At 68.0% G+C, this 15,189-nt stretch carries 14 protein-coding genes; 10 read left to right on the forward strand and 4 right to left on the reverse strand.

What is annotated here, in order from left to right; genetic code table 11:
* Positions 1 to 280: 280 nt before the first annotated feature.
* Both ACCQ05_RS10155 and ACCQ05_RS10160 read right to left on the reverse strand, forming a co-directional pair.
* The gene (locus ACCQ05_RS10155) at positions 281 to 922 is read right to left on the reverse strand and encodes a response regulator transcription factor (RefSeq protein ID WP_228961472.1); all 642 of its coding nucleotides are present in this window, start codon (positions 920 to 922) and stop codon (positions 281 to 283) included.
* The gene (locus ACCQ05_RS10160; protein WP_372394026.1) at positions 915 to 4,004 is read right to left on the reverse strand and encodes a sensor histidine kinase; all 3,090 of its coding nucleotides are present in this window, start codon (positions 4,002 to 4,004) and stop codon (positions 915 to 917) included. The genes ACCQ05_RS10155 and ACCQ05_RS10160 overlap by 8 nt, the downstream gene beginning before the upstream one ends.
* Before the next feature lie 432 nt (positions 4,005 to 4,436).
* Between ACCQ05_RS10160 and ACCQ05_RS10165 the strand changes: the two genes are divergently transcribed.
* From ACCQ05_RS10165 to ACCQ05_RS10195, 7 genes are all read left to right on the forward strand, one after another.
* Positions 4,437 to 4,904 carry a helix-turn-helix transcriptional regulator gene (locus ACCQ05_RS10165; RefSeq protein WP_104542119.1) on the forward strand — a complete coding sequence of 156 codons (468 nt, stop codon included), beginning with the start codon at positions 4,437 to 4,439 and terminating at the stop codon, positions 4,902 to 4,904.
* Entirely contained in the window at positions 4,901 to 5,557 is a 657-nt protein-coding gene (locus tag ACCQ05_RS10170; RefSeq protein ID WP_372393676.1) for a hydrolase, read from the forward strand. Before ACCQ05_RS10165 ends, ACCQ05_RS10170 begins: the two co-directional genes overlap by 4 nt.
* Complete coding sequence (locus ACCQ05_RS10175) at positions 5,554 to 5,982, forward strand: DoxX family protein (RefSeq protein ID WP_167394647.1); 429 nt, start codon at positions 5,554 to 5,556, stop codon at positions 5,980 to 5,982. The genes ACCQ05_RS10170 and ACCQ05_RS10175 overlap by 4 nt, the downstream gene beginning before the upstream one ends.
* A 113-nt stretch (positions 5,983 to 6,095) precedes the next feature.
* Positions 6,096 to 7,937: an amidohydrolase gene (locus tag ACCQ05_RS10180; protein ID WP_372394028.1), complete on the forward strand. Its 1,842-nt coding sequence runs from the start codon at positions 6,096 to 6,098 to the stop codon at positions 7,935 to 7,937.
* 85 nt (positions 7,938 to 8,022) lie between these two features.
* Positions 8,023 to 9,651, forward strand: coding sequence for an MFS transporter (locus ACCQ05_RS10185; protein ID WP_372393678.1), 1,629 nt, complete (start codon positions 8,023 to 8,025; stop codon positions 9,649 to 9,651).
* Positions 9,652 to 9,658: 7 nt separating this feature from the next.
* On the forward strand, positions 9,659 to 9,889 hold the full coding sequence (locus tag ACCQ05_RS10190; protein ID WP_372394030.1) for a DUF1427 family protein: 231 nt from the start codon (positions 9,659 to 9,661) through the stop codon (positions 9,887 to 9,889).
* Entirely contained in the window at positions 9,886 to 10,044 is a 159-nt protein-coding gene (locus tag ACCQ05_RS10195) for a DUF1427 family protein (protein WP_104542124.1), read from the forward strand. Before ACCQ05_RS10190 ends, ACCQ05_RS10195 begins: the two co-directional genes overlap by 4 nt.
* 292 nt (positions 10,045 to 10,336) lie before the next feature.
* Here ACCQ05_RS10195 and ACCQ05_RS10200 read toward each other — a convergent pair whose 3' ends face one another.
* Together ACCQ05_RS10200 and ACCQ05_RS10205 are read right to left on the reverse strand one after the other, a co-directional pair.
* Positions 10,337 to 11,161: an alpha/beta fold hydrolase gene (locus tag ACCQ05_RS10200; RefSeq protein WP_372393679.1), complete on the reverse strand. Its 825-nt coding sequence runs from the start codon at positions 11,159 to 11,161 to the stop codon at positions 10,337 to 10,339.
* Positions 11,162 to 11,977: 816 nt separating this feature from the next.
* The gene (locus tag ACCQ05_RS10205; protein WP_228961465.1) at positions 11,978 to 13,309 is read right to left on the reverse strand and encodes an Nramp family divalent metal transporter; all 1,332 of its coding nucleotides are present in this window, start codon (positions 13,307 to 13,309) and stop codon (positions 11,978 to 11,980) included.
* 144 nt (positions 13,310 to 13,453) lie between these two features.
* On the opposite strand from ACCQ05_RS10205, the gene mntR reads away from it, so the two are divergent.
* The 3 genes from mntR (at position 13,454) to orn (ending at position 15,095) form a co-directional block, all read left to right on the forward strand.
* Complete coding sequence (gene mntR, locus ACCQ05_RS10210) at positions 13,454 to 13,921, forward strand: manganese-binding transcriptional regulator MntR (RefSeq protein WP_029219987.1); 468 nt, start codon at positions 13,454 to 13,456, stop codon at positions 13,919 to 13,921.
* 62 nt (positions 13,922 to 13,983) lie between these two features.
* Entirely contained in the window at positions 13,984 to 14,439 is a 456-nt protein-coding gene (gene tadA / locus ACCQ05_RS10215; RefSeq protein ID WP_372394032.1) for a tRNA adenosine(34) deaminase TadA, read from the forward strand.
* A 71-nt stretch (positions 14,440 to 14,510) separates the two neighbouring features.
* Positions 14,511 to 15,095, forward strand: coding sequence for an oligoribonuclease (gene orn, locus ACCQ05_RS10220; protein WP_228961464.1), 585 nt, complete (start codon positions 14,511 to 14,513; stop codon positions 15,093 to 15,095).
* Positions 15,096 to 15,189: the final 94 nt, after the last annotated feature.

Consider the following 15,189-nt stretch of genomic DNA (forward strand, 5'->3'; position numbering starts at 1 on the left):
ATAGCTCAAGCCGATCGGTTTGAGAGTGCAGGACGATCGCGCCATGCGCCTTGCGTTCAAGAATGGTCGACCGCGTTGCAAAGTTTCCGGCCCGGTGCGCGTGCGGCGCGCGCCCACGACCCGGGAGGCAGCAGAGGCGGGCGATGGGGTGGATGCACCTGTGCGTCACGTCCTGCCGCGTCGCGCTGCACCAACCACGCCGCGCTCGGGCGAGCGCATGCGCTGCGCCGAGACCGGGCCGATTGCTTCCAGCGGTGGCCAGGCGCGCGCCGCCGGTCGCTCAGGTCTCCAGCGACAGGATCCCGCGGCGCAGTGCGACGGTCACCGCGTGGGTGCGATCGCGCACGCCCAGCTTGGCCAGGATGTTCTTCATATGCGCCTTGGCGGTTTCTTCGGAGATCGTCAGCGCGTTGCCGATCTGCTTGTTGGAGCAGCCGGTGGCCACCAGGCTGAGCACTTCGGTTTCGCGGGCCGAGAGCGCATCGTCGAGGACGTGGGCGGCGATGTTCTCGGCCACCGATGCCGGCACCTGCCGGCGCTGGCCGCGGCGCACGTCGCGGATGGTGTCCACCAGTTCGCGCCGCAGCGCGCTCTTGAGCAGGTAACCGCAGGCTCCGGCCTGCAGCGCACGCACCGCGCGCACGTCGCCGGTGTAGGTGGTCAGCACGATGACCTTGGCGGCAGGGTCGACGCGGCGGATGCGCTGGATCGCCTCGACCCCATCCACGCGCGGCATCTGCAGGTCCATCAGCACCACGTCCGGGCGCAGGCTGGCGTAGCGGGTCACCGCCTGTTCGCCGTCTTCGGCTTCGCCCACCACGCGCATGTCGCGTTCGGCGGCCAGCATGGCGCTGAGCCCGTCGCGCAGCAGCGGATGGTCGTCCACCACCAGCACATCGGTCGGTTTGACCGGCTCAGCCATCGAAGCTCTCCGTAGATCCTGCATGTCGAAAGGGCCACCACCACCGCGGCGGCCTGGCGTACGCGGCGCGGGCGGGGATGACGACCTGGATCTCGGTGCCGCTGCCCGGTCGCGACCACAGCTGCATCTTGGCGCCGATGCGTTGCGCGCGTTCCTGCATGCCGGTCAGCCCCCAATGGCCGGTGCGTGCATGACCATGCAGCACGTCCGGATCCAGGCCGCAGCCATCGTCGCGAATGCGCAGCACGAAGTCACGTGAACCGTAACGCAGTTCCAGCGTGATCCGGCGGGCGTCGGCATGCCGGTCGGCATTGGCCAGCGCCTCGCGGCCGAGCTGGAACAGTTCATCGGCCACCAGCGGGCGCAGCGCCACCGGGCGGCCATCCACCACGACCTGCAACTCGGCGGCAGGTAGCGCCACGGTGGCATTGCGCGAACGCTGCAGGGCGGCGGCCAGATCTTCGCGCAGGGCATGACTGTCGCGCAGCCCGTTGACGCGCTCGCGGCCTTCGAGCAATGCATCTTCGGCCAGGTCCACCGCGTGCTCCAGCTCCAGCCGGCGCGGGTCGTCGCAGGGCAGCGAGCGGCTGGCCGCATGCAGGCGCAGGATCAATCCCTGCGTGCCCTGTAGCAAGGTGTCGTGCAGCTCGCGCGCAATGCGCTCGCGTTCGCGGTAGCGCTCTTCCAGGCGCGCCCGCAGGCGCCCGGCCACATGGCGGGTGCGCAGGCGCCAGGCGATCGCAAGCATCAGTAGCAGGGCCAGCACGGCGCAGAGCTTGAACTGCCAGGTCTGCACGAAGGCCGCTTCGATGACGAAGTCCAGGGTGTCGCCGCGTTCGTTCCAGACGCCGTCGTTATTGGCGGCGGCGATGCGGAAGCGGTAACGCCCCGGCGCCAGATTGGTATAGAACGCCTCGTTGCGATTGCCGGCGTCCTGCCACTGCGCGTCCACGCCCTCCAGGCGATAACGGAAGCGTACCCGCTCGGGGCGGGTGAGGCTGACCGCGTCGTAGCCGATGCGCAGGCGGTCGGTCCATTTGGGCAGGCGCAGGCCGTGCTCGCGCGGGTAGGGGCGGTCGTTGGCGACCACCTCGGTGATGAACACCTCCGGCGCGGTGGGATTGCGGTAGGTCTGCGCCGGGTCCAGCCAGGCCAGGCCCTGGTTGGTGGTGAACCACAGCAGGCCGTCGTCCGCGGCCAGCGCCGTGGGCACCGGCGTCGCCTGCTGGGCGATCCCGGGAAGCCCATCCATGATGTCGTACAGCCGCAGCGCGGGGCCGGCCATGCCCGTGTGCACACTGCGCAGCAGGGCGCGTTGAGCGACCTGCACCACGCCGCGGTTGCCGTTCAACCACAGCCTGCCATGGCGATCCTGCGCGATGCCGGTAATGCCCTGCAGCAGCGGATTGGCCTGGTCGGCCACCTGGCGGAAACGGCCATCGGCACCGAGTACGGCCAGCCCGGTATCGCCGGCGACCAGGGTGAGCGAAGGGCTCTGCCAGATCGCGGTGATCGGGCCCACCGACAACCCGTCCCGGGCGCTGTAGCGGGTGACTTGCCGGCCTCGTAGCACCCGCACCTCGCCCTTGACGGTACCGATCCACAGGCCGCCGTCCTGCGCGGTGGCGAGCACCGAACAGGGCGTGTCCTGCACGGCGGGCAGCGGCTGCCAGGTGCTGCCGTCGAACACATGGGGGCCGCCGGCGTCCGGGCAGACCCACGGGTGAGCGCGGCGATCCACGACGAAGGCGCGAATGGCACCGGGCGTCACGTCCTGCGGCAGCGCCACCACCTGGGAGCGGCCGGCCTGCAGCCGCAGCAATGCATGTTCGGCCAGCACCCAGCCATTGGCGGTAGGGGGGACATCCAGGGTGCCAGGTGGTGCGCCGTGCTGCAGGCGTTCGACCCGTGCGCGGCTCAGCGCGAGCAGCCGGCCGTCGCGCAGGCTGGCCAGCAAGGGCTGGGGTGCGCTGCCCTGGCCGGTGTCGAAGATGGCCACCGCCATCGCCTGGCCCGGCAGCAATGGCGCCAACGGCAACAACGCGCGGTGCCGGAAGCGATTGAGGCCCAGATTGGTGCCGGCCCACAGATTGCCTTCGCGGTCTTCGAGCAAGGGGCCGGCGGTTGCCGAGGTCAGGCCCTGCACTGGACCGAAGCGCTCCAGTACCGGGGTTGGCGAGGTGGGTTGGCCGATGCGGAACAGGCCCTGCGCTGCGTAGTCGCTGCCCCATAGCGCGCCATCGCGCATGAAGCGGATGCGCCGCGCATGCAGCCCGGGAAACTGCGGCGTGGCGCGGGCAGAGGCGGGCAGGACCTGGCCGTTGCCATCGGTCAACGCGAACACGCCACGGTGCGGGTCGGCCACCCAGATCGCTCCGTCCGGGCGTTGCGCCATGGTGACGTACGCGCCCACCTGCTGGCCGGTGGGTTCGAAACGATGCGCGCCGGGTTGCAGCGACAGGATCTGGGTTCCGTCGCTGACCCATAGCACGCCACGCACATCGCGCAGCAGCCAGTGCGCCTGGCTGCGCGGATAGCCCCAGTCGGTACCGGCGCGCCGCCAGCGTTGTCCATCGAACCAACACAGGCCGCCATCGATGGCGGCCCACACGCGTCCGCTGCCATCGCGCTCGATCCGGAACACCATGCCGTCGGGCACGTCCTTGCCTGGCGCGAAGTGGGTGATGCGACCGTCTGCAAGCCGGTCGATGCCGGCGTTGAAATAGCCGATCCACGCGCTGTCCCCTGCGGCCAGCGACAGCGCGGTCATATTGTGCGATGCATAGGCTTGGCCATCCGGCGGTGCCTGCCGGACGAACCGCTCGCCGTCGAACTGGAACAGGCCAAACCCGGTCGCCAGCCACAACGGGCCGGCATCGGCCTGCTGGATATCCCAGATGTCGGCCGGCGCACCGCGCTCGGTGCTCCAGGCGGTGTGGTGGAACTGCAGCAATCCCGCGCGCGTAGAAGCGATGCCGGCCGCCCGAACGGGCGCAGGCAGCAGCCACATCCACATCACCACGATCAGCACCGCGCACAGGCGAGACAGCAGGTGTGATCGGATGACGGGCTCATGCGGCATCGCGGCATTGTCGGGCGAGATCGGGGCAAGCACCACCACCTCTTTCGGGGGAGCGACGCGCAACAGCAAATCGGGTATGCAGGCCGCATGCAGTCTGCATGCGCCGCAGTGCGCGCCTCAGCGGGGGCTGATCGTTCCTATATCGCGAATCGGTTGCATCGACTGTGGCGCTGTCGCGTTCGCTCGGTGTGCTGGTGTCGCCCGAGAGCTCGTCCGCTCGCTGCCTGCAGCGAACTGGAGCCGGAGTCTGCGCCGCGTCGCGCGGCCGCGGGATGCTGCTGCAGTCGTCGTCGTCGTCGTAGTTGTGGCCGTGGTCGCTTCCAGATGCTGGCCTGTCGCTCCCTCGAAAGGGTGACCAATCCGCATCACCATCGGGGGTGGGGTGCCTGAGATGTCGGCCGCACCATGACGGCATCCCCCCGGAGACGCCGCATGGCACGTCTGCTCGCCACTGGTCGCCCCGATCTGCATGCAGGTCGTGCATCTGCACTGCATGCCCAACGCGCGCGTGCCGTGGCCAGGGCGCTGCACTACATCGAAACGCATCTGTGCGAGCCCACCGGCGTGGCGCAGCTGGCCGCCGCTGCCTGCATGAGCCGCTTCCACTTCGCCCGTGTCTTTCGCGACGCGACCGGTGCCAGTCCGATGGCGTACCTGCGCCGCCGCCGGCTCGAACGCGCGCAGGCATTGTTGCGCGAGGGCCGCCACACCGTCAGCCAGATCGCCACCGATCTGTGCTTCTTCGATCAGAGCCACTTCGTGCGCAGCTTTCGCACTGCCACCGGCTGCACGCCGGCGCGCTTCGCCGCGCAGGTTGCCTCCGATACCCGCACAGCCGTGCCGCGAGCGCTGCGGCACCACGGCCGTTCCCATTCCATGTCCCTGGAGCACCACGCATGACCACTGCTACTGCCACCCCCGGCAACGCCCTGCTGTCGCCCGGCGATCACGCCTTGATCCTGATCGACCATCAATCGCAGATGGCGTTCGCCACCCATACCATCGACATCTCGGCGCTGCGCAACAACGTCGCGTTGATCGCCAAGGGCGCCAAGGGCTTCCAGGTGCCGGTGATCCTGACCACGGTGGCGGAAAAATCGTTCTCCGGGCCGTTGTTTCCCGAGCTGCCGGAGATCTCTCCAGGTGAGCCAGTACTCGATCGCACCAGCATGAATGCCTGGGAAGACCAGGCGGTGATCGACCGCGTCAACGCCATCGGCAAGCGGCGTCTGGTGATTGCCGGCCTGTGGACCAGCGTGTGCATCGTCGGCCCCGCGCTGTCGGCGATCGACCAGGGCTTTGAGGTCTATGTCATCACCGATGCCTGTGGCGACGTCAGCGACGAAGCGCATGAACGCGCGGTCACGCGCATGGTGCAGGCTGGCGCGGCGCCGATGACCAGCGTGCAGTACCTGCTGGAACTGCAGCGCGATTGGGCGCGCGGGGACACCTATGACCTCACCACCGGCATCGCCCGCGCGCACGCCGGTGGCTATGGCATCGGCATCCAGTACGCCAAGCACATGTTCGGCGCGCAGGAAGGCGGGCATTGAACGCATCCGCGCCACGCGGCAGTGCGGCAGCGCTGCTGATGCTGCGTATCGCTGGGGGCGGATTGCTGCTGCCGCATGGGTTGGGCAAGTTGCTGGGTTGGTTCGGCGGACCGGGACTGGCCGGCTTCGCCGCCGAATTGCAGCAGTTCGGCCTTCCCGCTGCCGCGCCATTGCCGTTGCTGCTGGCATTGGTGCAGACGCTGTCCGGCCTGGCCGTGCTGCTGGGCCTGTGGACACGCGCGAGTGCTGCGCTGGCAGCGGTGTTCATCGCCACCACGGTGCTGGTGGCCGCGCCCAAAGGCTGGTTCTGGATGCACGGCGGCATGGAATACCCGTTGATGTGGCTGCTGGTGTTGCTGGCGCTGCTCGCCGCCGGTGGCGGCGCCTGGTCGCTGGATGGCCTGCGCAGGCGCGCTGCGACATGACCGGCAGCGCACGCGATCACAGCCCCGGACGCCGCCTGTGGATGCAGGGCGCCGCTGCCGGCTTTGCATTGGGCGCACTGCCCGGAACCTCGTCTGCTGCAAGGACACCGCCGATGGTCGATCTTGTCGTTCGCAATGCACGCGTCACCACGCTGGATCCGCGTCGGCCCAGTGCCACCGCGCTCGCGGTGGCCAATGGACGCATCGCGGCGGTGGGCGACGATGCGCAGATCATGGCAATGGCCGGGGACGCGCGCGTCATTGATGCGCAGGGGCGGCGCCTGCTGCCCGGGCTCAACGACAGCCACACCCACCTGATCCGCGGCGGACTCAACTACAACCTGGAGCTGCGCTGGGATGGCGTGCGCTCGCTGGCCGATGCTATGGCCATGTTGAAGGCGCAGGTCGATCGCACCCCGGCTCCGCAGTGGGTGCGTGTGGTCGGCGGCTTCACTGCCCATCAGTTCGCAGAAAAGCGCCTTCCCACGCTGGACGAAATCAATGCGATTGCGCCGGATACCCCGGTCTTCCTGCTGCATCTGTACGATCGCGCCTTGCTCAATCGCGCCGCGTTGCGCGCCTGCGGTTACGACAAGGCCACGCTCAATCCGCCCGGCGGGCGCATCGAGCGCGACAAGCTGGGTAATCCCACCGGCCTGCTGCTGGCCAAGCCCAATGCGTTGATCCTGTATGCGAGCCTGGCCAAGGGACCGCGCCTGCCGCTGGACTACCAGGCCAATTCCACCCGCCATTTCATGCGCGAACTCAACCGGCTGGGCATCACCTCGGTGATCGATGCCGGTGGCGGCTTCCAGAATTATCCGGAGGACTACCAGGTCATCGAGCAGTTGCACGCGGCCGGTCAGCTGAGCGTGCGCATCGCCTACAACCTGTTCACCCAGAACAAGGGCAAGGAGGTCGCCGACTTCCGCGGCTGGACCGAGCTGCTGCCGGTGCGCAAGGGCGACGACCTGCTGCGCCACAACGGCGCCGGCGAGATGCTGGTGTTCTCCGCGGCCGACTTCGAGCAGTTCAGCGAACCGCGCCCGGAGCTGCCGCCGGAACTGGAGCCGGAGCTGGAACAGGTGGTGCGCTTGCTGGTGGAAAAGCGCTGGCCGTTCCGTATCCATGCCACCTACGACGAGAGCATCGGGCGCATTCTCGATGTCTACGAGAAGGTCAACGCCGACATTCCGTTCGATGGCCTGCACTGGTTCATCGACCATGCCGAGACCATCACCGCCCGCAATATCGACCGCATCCGCGCCTTGAATGGCGGGATCGCCGTGCAGCACCGCATGGCGTACCAGGGCGAGGCCTTCGTGGCGCGCTACGGCGTGCAGGCCGCACGGCACACGCCGCCGATACGCCGCATGCTGGCGGCCGGTATTCCGGTCGGTGCCGGTACCGATGCCACCCGTGTGGCCAGCTACAACCCGTGGGTGGCGCTGTCGTGGCTGGTCACCGGCCGCACCGTGGGCGGGCTGGCGCTGTATGGCGAGGAAAACCTGCTCGATCGCGAACAGGCCTTGCGGCTGTGGACGCAGGGCAGTGCCTGGTTCTCCGGCGACGAGTCGCACAAGGGCACGCTGGCAGCGGGGCAGCTGGCCGACTTCATCGTGTTGTCGGACGACTACTTCCGTGTCGACGATGCCGCCATTGCCGAGATCACGAGCGTGCTCACGGTGCTGGGCGGGCAGGTCGTGCATGGCGATGGCGACTTTGCCGTATTGGCGCCGGGCCTGCCTCTGGCGATGCCGGACTGGTCGCCGGTCAACCGGTTCGGCGGCTATCAGGTGGGCGGTGTGGTGAGCGGGCTGGCCAGTGCCGCGCATACGCACGGCCCTGGTTGCGCTGCGCACGGCCCGCACCGGCACGCCGCGCAGCATGCAGCGCCCAGCGACGATCTGCGCGGGTTCTGGGGCGCATTGGGCTGCGCGTGTTTCGCCTTCTGATGCTGCGATTGCTCCGCTGCGCATGCAGGCCAGCTGGCCGCCTGCGCAGCGCCCGTTGTCTTCGGTCCACTGGAGTCTTGCTGCGATGACGTCTTCTGCCGCACCTGCCGATGGCGGTGCCTGGGCACCGCTGCGCGAACCGATGTTTCGGGCCCTGTGGCTGGCGATCCTGGGCAGCAACATCGGTACCTGGATCAACGATGTCGCCGCCTCCTGGGTGATGGCCGGGCAGACCGGCTCACCGTTGATGGTGGCAGCCGTGCAAGCGGCCACCACCTTGCCGGTGGTGCTGTTTGCGCTGGTTGCCGGAACCCTGGCCGATATCGTGGACCGGCGCCGCTATCTGCTGCTGACCCAGGGCTGGATGTTGCTGGTGGCCGGCGTGCTGGCCCTGCTTGCGCACCTGCAGTTGCTGACGCCATGGGTGCTGGTCGCGCTGACCTTTGCCATGGGCATGGGCGCGGCGATGGCGATGCCGGCGCAGGCGGCGATCGTTTCGGAGCTGGTGCCGCGCCCGATGCTGGCTTCGGCGGTGGCACTCAACTCGATCGGCATGAACATCGCCCGCTCGATCGGCCCGGCAATCGGCGGCCTGATCGTGGCGCAGTTCGGACCACCGTGGGCCTTCCTGCTCAACGGGGTGACGTTCGGCCTGATGCTGCTGGTGCTGTGGCGCTGGCGTCGCGATGCACAGGCCTCGGCACTGCCACCGGAAAGCTTCGGCGCCGGCCTGCGTGCCGGCCTGCGCTATGCCGCACGTGCCGGCCGGCTGCAGGCGGTGTTGATCAAGGCCGCCGGCTTCTTCCTGTTCGCCAGCGCATTGACCGCCCTGCTGCCATTGGTGGTACGTCGCGACATGCAGCTGGGCGCCGGCAGCTACGGCATCCTGCTCGGCTGCATCGGTATCGGCGCGATCAGTGGCGCCTTGCTGCTGCCGCGCTTGCGCGCCCGTTACGATCGCGACCTGCTGGTGTTCGTCGCCACGCTGGTCTGCGCCGCCTCGCTGCTGGGCCTGGCGTTGTCGCGCCAGATCGGCGTGTTGTGCCTGCTGATGGTGGTCAACGGTCTGGCCTGGATCACCGTGCTGTCGTCGTTGCAGATCGCCGCGCAGACCGCGGTGCCGGCCTGGGTGCGTGCGCGCGCCTTGTCGTTGTACATCGTGGTGTTCTCGGCCGGCATGGCGGCAGGCTCGCTGCTCTGGGGCGCGTTGGCGCAGCGCAGCTCGATTGCGATCGCGTTGCAGATCGCCGCCGCAGGCGCCGTGCTTGCGGCGCTGCTGGTCAAGCGCGCGCGCATCGCCGGCACCGAACACCTGGATCTTGCACCAGCCGGACACTGGCCCGAGCCCGCGCAAGCGGATGCGGTCGAGCACGACCGCGGCCCGGTGCTGGTGACCTTGGAATACCGCATCGCCGCCGAGGCGCGCACGGGTTTCCTGCAGTTGATGACGCAACTGGGAGCCGCACGCCGTCGCGATGGTGCAGTGGTCTGGGGCATTGCCGAAGACGCGGCCACCCCGGGCGTGCACCTGGAATACTTCATCGTTGCCTCCTGGCTGGAGCACTTGCGCCAGCACGAGCGCGTCACCGGCGACGATCGCCAACTGCAGGAGCAGATCCGCGCACTGCACCAGGGCGAGCGCGCTCCGGTGGTGCGCCATTTCGTCGGCGGTAGTGGCGTCATCGCGCCGCCGCATGGGCATTCGGATCTCTGACATGGTGGTGAACTGGAAGCTCGTCGTCGGCCTGGTGTTGGGGATGGCCATCGGGTTCGGCTGCCGGGCGGCGGGGATTCCGTCGCCTGCACCTACCGCCTTGGTGGGCGCGTTGCTGGTGCTGGCAATGACCTGTGGCTATGCGTTTGCCGGTCGCTTTCTGGCCCGGCGCGCGGCCCGCAACCTGCGGCATTGCGGTGGGCCGGTCGGTCCTTCGCTGGGGCAGGGCGAGGCATGAGCATGGCGGTGATGGGCATCGTGCTCGCGCTGCTCATCGGCATCGGTTGCCGTGTGCTGGATCTGCCGTTGCCCGCACCGCCGCGCCTGACCGGCGCGCTGCTGGTGGTCGCGATGAGTGGCGGGTTCATCCTGGCCGACTGGCTGTTGCGCTAGCCAGCAGCTGTCACCTGGTGACGCCTGCACCTGCGCGATGTGGGGTGCGATGGCCAGGCATCGTGCTCGCAGCGGCCAAGCAACGGTGATCGGTGAGACGCGCATGTAGAGCCGCGCGTTGTCTGGCCCTTCCAGGCACCGTGCAGCGGGAGACCTTGCGGCTTACGGCATGCTTGCAGCATCCGGCGCACGCGGGTCGAACGCGTGGTCTGGCTTCTGCCGCGCAACTCACCAGACAAAAAGAAGGGCCGGCTCTCGCGCGCCGGCCCGGGTTGTTGCCTTGGCGCAGCGATCAGGCCTTTGCGAAGGCCAGCAGATCCTTGTTGAACTGATCGGCGTGCGTGATGGTCAGCCCATGCGGCGCGCCGGCATAGATCTTCAGTTCGGCATTCTTGATGATCTTGGACGACAGCTTGGCGGAGGCATCGATCGGCACGATCTGGTCGTCGTCGCCATGCACCACCAGCGCCGGCACGTCGATCTTCTTCAGGTCGGGTGTGTAATCGACTTCGGAGAATTCCTTGATGCAGTCGTACTGTCCCTTGTGGCCGCCCAGCATGCCCTGCAGCCAGAACGCATCGCGCATGCCCTGGGTAACCTTGTTGCCGTCACGGTTGGCGCCGAAGAACGGGGTGGTCAGGTCCTGGTAGAACTGCGAACGGTCCTTGGCCACGCCTTCGCGGATGCCGTCGAACACGCTCATCGGCAGGCCGCCCGGATTGGTCGGGCTCTTGACCATCTGCGGGGGTACCGCGCCCACCAGCACCACCTTGGCCACGCGCTTGCTGCCGTGACGACCCACGTAGTGCGCCACTTCGCCGCCGCCGGTGGAGTGGCCGACCAGGATCGCGTCCTTCAGGTCCAGCGCGTCGATCAATGCGGCCAGATCGTCGGCGTAGGTGTCCATGTTGTTGCCTTCCCAGGTCTGGCTGGAACGGCCGTGGCTGCGGCGGTCATGCGCGATCACGCGATAGCCGTGTTGACCCATGAACAGCATCTGCGGGTCCCAGGCGTCGCCGCTGAGCGGCCAGCCATGCGCGAACACGACCGGCTGGCCCTTGCCCCAGTCCTTGTAGAAAATGTGGGCGCCATCGGGGCGTTTGACGAAATTGGACATCGGGTTGACTCCGTGGGTAGACGAGTGGGGTGGGTTGGTCGGAACGGCAGGTGCAACGGCAGCGGCTGCGAATGCGGGAAACGACAACGCTGCCACGGCGGCCGTGCCGGAGACAAGAAAGGTGCGGCGTCCGGCGTCGGCCGGAGGCGCCTCGAACGGATCCATAGACACTCCTGTGGGCAAGGGCATGCAGCCCGGCGGTCGCATGACGCAATGCTGGTCATACGCGCCCGCGCCACGTGGTGACGCGGGCCAGGAACCAGCCGGTGCATGCCCGCAGTAGACCGCTTGCAGCCGTAGTGCAGATTGCATCCGTGTGCGCTCTATGCGGCGCGTCGCGGTGTGGCCGAAGGGTGCAGCCGCTCAGGCCAGGCGGAGCAGGCCCTGACCGGACTGCCGGATGACCTGCACGGTCTTCTCCCCCTTGCGGGAGAAGGTGGCGCAACGCGCCGGATGAGGGCGTTCGTATACCAATCTCTCGTACGTGGGCACCGGATGACCTGCACTATCTTCTCCCGCTTGCAGGAGAAGGTGGCGCAACGCGCCGGATGAGGGGGCTCGTGCACCAATCTCCCGTAAGTGAGCACCGGATGACCTGCACTGTCTTCTCCCGCTTGCGGGAGAAGGTGGCGCAACGCGCCGGATGAGGGCGCTCGTGCACTAATCTCCCGCAAGTGAAAAGCCTGCGCGAAGTGGGCGCGTGCCACTCCGTGCCCCTGGCGCTGTCCATCGGGGATCCCCGTCGGAGCGGTCGAGCGCGTTGGCGGCCGGCGATGCGTGCAACCTGTCGCGGCGTTGCCGCCACGCCTACGCCGCTCAACGCAACACGGTGTCCCATAGTAGCTTGAGGTTCAACGCCACGATCACCAGCGCAATCACCCAGGCGATGCGCACCAGCCAGGCCGGTGCCACCAGCGCGCCCATCAGTTGCCGGTCGGAGACGAAGCGCACCAGCGGGATCACCGCAAACGGCAACTGCATCGACAGCACCACCTGGCTCAGCACCAATAGCCGCGCCGTGCCGGCCTCGCCATACAGCCAGGTGACCACAACCACCGGCACGATGGCGATGCCGCGGGTGACCAGGCGGCGCAGCCACGGCGGCAACCGCAATTGCAGGAAGCCTTCCATCACGATCTGCCCGGCCAGCGTCGCGGTCACGGTGGAATTGACGCCGGAAGCGAGCAGTGCGAGCGCGAACAAGGTCGATGCCAGGCCCACGCCCAGCATCGGCGCGAGCAGGGCATGCGCCTGCTCGATCTCCTGCACGTCGGTGCGCCCCTGTGCATGGAACACTGCTGCGGCCAGGATCAGGATGGAGGCATTGATGAACAACGCGAACATCAACGCCACCGTGCTGTCGGTCACCGCCCAGCGCAAGGCCGAGCGGCGCCCGGTATCGGTGCGCGGGTAGGCACGCGTCTGCACGATCGACGAGTGCAGGTACAGGTTATGCGGCATCACCGTCGCGCCGATGATGCCGATCGCCAGATACAGCGCCTGCGGGTCGGTCACCACCTGCGCACGCGGAAGGAAGCCGCCCAGCACCGCCGCGATCGGTGGCGCAGCCAGCGCGATCTGGATGCCGAAACACATGAAGATGATCAGCAGCAAGGCCATCACGAAGGCTTCCAGCGCGCGGAAGCCGCGATGCATCAGCAGCAACACCAGCACCACATCCACCGCGGTGATGATCGCGCCCAGCGTCAGCGGAATGCCGAACAGCAACTTCAGGGCGATCGCGGTGCCGATCACTTCGGCCAGGTCGCAGGCGATGATCGCCAGCTCGCACAGCCCCCACAGCGCCAGGTTCACCGCGCGCGGATAACGCGCCCGGCACGCCTGCGCCAGGTCCAGTCCGGTGGCGATGCCCAGCCGCGCCGACAGGCTCTGCAGCACGATCGCCATGAGGTTGGACAGCAGGATCACCGACAGCAGCAGGTAGCCGAACTGCGAGCCGCCGGCCAGGTCGGTGGCCCAGTTGCCCGGGTCCATGTAGCCCACCGACACCATGTAACCCGGCCCGAGGAACGCCAGCAGGCGGAACCACCAGTGACCCTTGCCGGGCACGGCGATGCTGGCGTGGTGATCGCCAAGGCCGCCAGCAAGGGCGGGCGAAGGGGCGGAAGCGAGCTTGTCGGCGGACATGCGGAGGAAGGCGACGGCGAATCAGGCAGATGATATAGCACTTGCTATGCTGTTGAGCATTGGCAAACTCAATCGTATTGATCGGCCGCGTGCCTCACACTACGCATCCCGGCACCAATTCCGGACGCAAGCACGAGGACAAGGGTGGGCAAGAGCGAAAAGCTGGAGGCGGCCACGCCGTCCCTGATCGACGCACAGGTGCATATGGAAAGCTTCCGCCAGGTGCGCGAAGCGCGCCGCGCCGAGCTGGTCGAGGACTATGTGGAGCTGATCTCCGATCTGCTGGTCGATGGCGGCGAGGCCCGCCAGGTCGATATCGCCGCGCGCCTGGGCGTGGCCCAGCCCACGGTGGCCAAGATGCTCAAGCGGCTGGTGCGCGATGGCTGGGTGGTGCAGCGCCCGTATCGCGGCGTGTTCCTGACCCCGGCCGGCGAGGCACTGGCCGCCTCCAGCCGCCAGCGCCATCAGATCGTCGAGCGTTTTCTGCTGGCGCTGGGCATCGACGAAGCCACCGCGCGTCGCGATGCCGAAGGCATCGAGCACCATGTCAGCGAGGCCACGGTGGCCGCCTTCGCCGCGTTCCTGGATCGCCAGGGCGGCAGCGCGGCGTGAGCGTGTCGCCCGACCGCAGCATCGACGACGCGCCGCCGCAACTGCTGCTGGACCGGCATTGGATGCAGCACGCCCTGCAGCTGGCCGCGCGTGCCGAGCGCGACTACGACGAGATCCCGGTCGGCGCGGTGCTGGTCGATGCCCAGGGCCAGGTGCTGGGCGAAGGTTGGAACTTCAATATCGCCAGCCACGACCCCAGCGCCCACGCCGAAATCGTGGCGATGCGCGAGGCGGGGCGGCGTCTGGCCAACCACCGCCTGCTCGGCTGCACGTTGTACGTCACTCTGGAGCCGTGCGCGATGTGCGCCATGGCGATGATTCATGCGCGTATCGCGCGGGTGGTGTTCGCCGCCAGCGACCCCAAGACCGGCGCCTGCGGCAGCGTGTTCGACCTGCTGTCCGACCCGCGCCACAACCATCGCGTGCAGGTCACCGGCGGCGTCCTGGCGGCCGAGGCGAGCCTGCGGCTGACCAATTACTTTCGCGCAAAGCGCGGCAAGCCGCCGCTGCTGCCGTGAGCCACATGGGCGCGGTATCATGCGCGCCCTTTCCAGCACCGGCCGGGCACGGCCTTCCACAGGACGCCGATATGGCAGATACCCTTGCAGGCAACGACCGACTGATCTGGATCGATCTGGAAATGACCGGCCTGGACACCGACCAGGACTCGATCATCGAAATCGCCACCATCGTGACCGATGCGCAGTTGAACGTGCTTGCCGAAGGGCCGGAACTGGCCATCGCCCATCCGCTGGAAACCCTGGAAGCGATGGACGAGTGGAACCGCAACCAGCATCGTCGGTCGGGCCTGTGGCAGCGCGTGCTGGACAGCCAGGTCAGCCACGCACAGGCCGAGGCGCAGACGGTGGCGTTCCTGAGCGAGTGGATCCGCGCCGGCGCCTCGCCGATGTGCGGCAACTCGATCTGCCAGGATCGCCGCTTCCTGCACCGCCAGATGTCGCGCCTGGAGCGTTATTTCCATTACCGCAACCTGGATGTGTCCACCATCAAGGAACTGGCGCGGCGCTGGTCACCGACGGTGGCCAATGGATTTGCCAAGAGCTCGGCGCACACCGCACTGAGCGACGTGCGCGACTCCATTGCCGAGCTGCGCCACTACCGGCAGTTCATGGGAGCACTGGGCGGCGATATCGCCGCTGGCGTGGAAGACTGAGCGGTGGGAGCGGCAGGCGACCGCCCGAAGTGATGGCAGGCAGGTGCTGCCGCGCGAGCCCCGCAAACATAAACATCCCGGCGTAAGGACATCG

Origin of the sequence: Xanthomonas sp. NCPPB 3582, from assembly GCF_041475735.2 — a bacterium.
Classification (GTDB): Bacteria; Pseudomonadota; Gammaproteobacteria; order Xanthomonadales; family Xanthomonadaceae; genus Xanthomonas; species Xanthomonas codiaei.